This window comes from Ruminococcus sp. (genome assembly GCF_017650195.1).
Classification (GTDB): Bacteria; Bacillota; Clostridia; order Oscillospirales; family Ruminococcaceae; genus Ruminococcus.
In genome coordinates this window covers 1-2,768 of the sequence record NZ_JAGCFH010000322.1, presented here as the reverse complement: position 1 = coordinate 2,768, position 2,768 = coordinate 1, and the positions used below count along the sequence as shown (strand labels likewise).

General features: G+C 40.5%; 5 protein-coding genes. 2 read left to right on the top strand and 3 right to left on the bottom strand.

Annotation, left to right across the window (positions count from 1 at the left end; all coding sequences use genetic code 11):
- Positions 1-194: 194 nt before the first annotated feature.
- Positions 195-422 (bottom strand): IS3 family transposase, encoded by a 228-nt coding sequence (locus J6U00_RS14370; protein WP_296582985.1) that lies wholly within the window; start codon positions 420-422, stop codon positions 195-197.
- A 353-nt stretch (positions 423-775) separates the two neighbouring features.
- Between J6U00_RS14370 and J6U00_RS14365 the strand changes: the two genes are divergently transcribed.
- Positions 776-1,237 carry a MarR family transcriptional regulator gene (locus J6U00_RS14365; protein WP_296582983.1) on the top strand — a complete coding sequence of 154 codons (462 nt, stop codon included), beginning with the start codon at positions 776-778 and terminating at the stop codon, positions 1,235-1,237.
- A 1-nt stretch (position 1,238) separates the two neighbouring features.
- Positions 1,239-1,754 (top strand): flavodoxin domain-containing protein, encoded by a 516-nt coding sequence (locus tag J6U00_RS14360; RefSeq protein WP_296582982.1) that lies wholly within the window; start codon positions 1,239-1,241, stop codon positions 1,752-1,754.
- A gap of 81 nt (positions 1,755-1,835) precedes the next feature.
- Here J6U00_RS14360 and J6U00_RS14355 read toward each other — a convergent pair whose 3' ends face one another.
- Positions 1,836-2,165: a type II toxin-antitoxin system RelE/ParE family toxin gene (locus tag J6U00_RS14355; protein ID WP_296582980.1), complete on the bottom strand. Its 330-nt coding sequence runs from the start codon at positions 2,163-2,165 to the stop codon at positions 1,836-1,838.
- A gap of 3 nt (positions 2,166-2,168) precedes the next feature.
- Entirely contained in the window at positions 2,169-2,474 is a 306-nt protein-coding gene (locus tag J6U00_RS14350; protein ID WP_296582979.1) for a type II toxin-antitoxin system RelB/DinJ family antitoxin, read from the bottom strand.
- Between the last annotated feature and the right edge of the window lie 294 nt (positions 2,475-2,768).

The following is a 2,768-nucleotide window of genomic DNA, read 5'->3' as shown; positions in this document are numbered from 1 at the left end:
TTCTTGCCATAACAAAACCTCCTATGGTTTCTATTATACCATAGGAGGTGCTTTTTTGTCACTGTCCGTTTTTACTGGTTCGGTTCAATTTGTGCAGGCTGCTTTGTTGTTAGCAGCAAATGGCAAGCACCTTTTGGAGTGAGAAGCGTAGCGACGAATGGAAAAAGGTGCTTGCCGCGGCGCTCGGCCACCAGTCATGCCACAGGATATGCTTCATGATATTCCATTGGTGTCATGCAATTCAGCTTGATTTGGTACCGTCTTGTGTTGTAATAGGTGATGTATTCCTCTATCGCTGAGAGAAGTTCATCCTTATCAGTAAATTTGCGTAGATAATACATCTCGGATTTCAGGATTCCCCACCAGCCCTCCATCGGACCATTATCAATTGCTATTACTTCACGGCAATACTGCTTCTTCATAAATGTTTGCACAGATAGCCGATAATAAAAAAACAGATAAAGAAAGAAATCCTCTCATCAAATGAAGTACCCCTTCATCAGATGAGAGGAATATTGTTATTTCACAATTGATTCAAGCCCTTAAATTTAAGCAAGTTAATACCATATTCCTTCACCAAGCAAGAGTAGTTCTACTTCATCTTTAAGTACAGTTCAATTTAATCCTCTGATCAGGTATAAGAACAACAGCTCACGTAAGGGAGCTGGCTTATTATTTGAACTGAAAATGTTAAGAATACTATTGACAAACCAAAATTTATGTAGTATACTGCATATATAGGAAGTATACTACATATTTTTGATAGAGGTTGCCTATGTACGATTTTGAACACATGGATCCGAGGATAATTGCCTTTGTGAACATCTTTATCTGTTCCAACAGGCTTCAGGCTATAATGGATAACGGGCTCGTTGATATTACCGCAAAGCAATGGCTTGCTATCGCTATGATAGAGGCTTTTCCCGAACCACCGACGCTCAAACAGATGTCTGAGCTTTCCGGCGTTACGCATCAAAGCATGAGACAGATAGTTGACCGCCTCGTGGATAAGGGCTTTCTGGAAGTCGTTCCCGACAAAAAAGACAAGCGTGCAATAAGGCTTGTCAAAACTGAAGCGGCTAATCATATCCGGACAAAAAAAGATGATCAGAATATACAGTTCGTGTATAAGCTGTTTGACTGCCTGACAGAAGAGGAGCAGAGAGTATACTGCACTGCGCTTGAAAAGCTATGCAACAGGCTGAATGAGTTGAAAGTGGAAAACGAGGAGGAATAATATGAAAGCGATAGTCGCTTACAAGTCGAAATCGGGTTACACCAAAACATACGCTGACTGGATAGCACAGGAGCTTGGCTGCGAAATCAAAGAAAATGCCGAGCTTTCCGACATCATCAGCTATGATACAATTATTTACGGCGGTGGGATGTATGCAGGCGGATTCAACGGCGTAAAGCTCATCACAAAAAATCTTGACAAGCTGTCAGAAAAGAAGATAGTATTGTTTGCAGTTGGCTCAAATCCCGGAAGAAAACACGAAATGCAGCCTTTCTGGGATAAGGTGCTGACTGCTGAACAGCAAAAGCATATAGGTCATTTTTATCTCAGGGGCGGATTTGATTTCAGCAAGCTGACCGCTGGGGATAAGATACTTATGAAAATGCTCAAAGTGCGTTTGCAGAAGCTTAAAGAGCGTACCGAAGACGAGCAGGGATTGCTCGATGCTTACGACACGCCCGTTGATTTCAGAGATAAGGATAATATCAAACCTTTGATCGAATATATTTTGAAATGACAAGATATGTATATAGAACAACAGCTCCCATTACGGGAGCTGCTTCTTTCATATCATTCTAAATATTGCTAATTAGGACTATTACGTTCTTTTGTTAACTTGATTCTGCTGATCCATACGAACATAAATAACAGCAATTATGCTCACTGTTTTGGTTTCATCATCAGTGATATAATACACATAATGATTTTTTACTTTGACTTTTCTAACGCCTAACGCTCCCCAAGGCTGCTCTTCAACGACCTTATACCTTGAAGGCATAGCATCGAGAGATGTAATCTCTTTACGAAATTCTTCCTGTAAAGCAATTGCTGCTTGAGGGTTTGCAAGCTCCCGGGCAATATACATTACGCTGCTACGGATATCATCCTGAGCTTCGGGAGTGATAATAACTTTAAATTTATCAGCCATTGGTTATAGGAGTTCCTCCTTTAAAGAGTCGAAGAACTCGTTAGCTTCAACGCCCTCACCATTTTTAGCCTGAGCAAGCCCCCTAGCAAGCTTTGCGTCAAATTCTTCTTTTGTCATTTCATCTAAAGATTTTAGCGTTGTAGGAGGAATAGAGGGCCTAAACGGCAGACCGTTCCACAAGATTATCTGCCTATAAAACATATTGATCCCACTTGAAGCCGATATTCCAAGACTTGAGAGAATAGACTCTGCCTTTTCCTTGATCTCAGGTTCTACTCTTGCCGCAACATTTGAACTCTTGATTGCCATATCAGCACCACCTTTCTGATTCTATTATATCACTTTGTATATCGGATTGCAATACCTTTTCTATATTTTAATGATTTATATTGTTAGAGGCAAGAGAAGTATCTCTACAGTCGTCAGATTTAGGGGAAATCATACTCAAGATTTTAAATAGTTGAACAACAGCTCCCTCACGGGAACTGGCTTCTTTATTATCGTTATACTGCCTTTTAGTCGTGTGCATTTCGTGTGCATTTCACCTGATTTTTATGCACACGGAGCTGCAAAATTTCAGTTACATCTGTTTTCTGTAGGTAA